Below are 298 nucleotides of genomic sequence, written 5' to 3'. Positions count from 1 at the left end.
TGATACGCACGTTGTCGAGCATCAGGATATCGCCGGGCTGCATTGCTTTGATGCGCTCGCGCGCATACGGCCCGCACACGTCGTCAATGTACTCCACGTTTCTGTCAAGCAGCTTACTGAGCACCTTGCTGTGCGGCTGGGTTGTATAGAAGTTTTTGTATTCGAGGTCTCCGCCCTGGTGGGCGAGCACAACGACCTTTGCACCTTTATCCGAAAGCTCGCGCAAAGTGGGTACGCAGCCCTCGATGCGCGTTGTATCCTTGAGTTCCCCGGTCTGTTTGTCGACCGGCTGGTTGAC

The 298-nt window shown here is 56.4% G+C and carries 1 protein-coding gene; it reads right to left on the bottom strand.

Features of this window, described 5'->3' with window-relative positions; translation table 11 throughout:
* A partial coding sequence (pgk, locus tag CHK_RS00115) for a phosphoglycerate kinase (protein WP_046441798.1) occupies nt 1-298 on the bottom strand: 298 nt, incomplete at both ends.

This window comes from Christensenella hongkongensis (genome assembly GCF_000981035.1).
Classification (GTDB): domain Bacteria; phylum Bacillota; class Clostridia; order Christensenellales; family Christensenellaceae; genus Christensenella; species Christensenella hongkongensis.
Note: the sequence above shows the minus strand (reverse complement) of the source record. Positions and strands in the feature narration are given on the sequence as shown.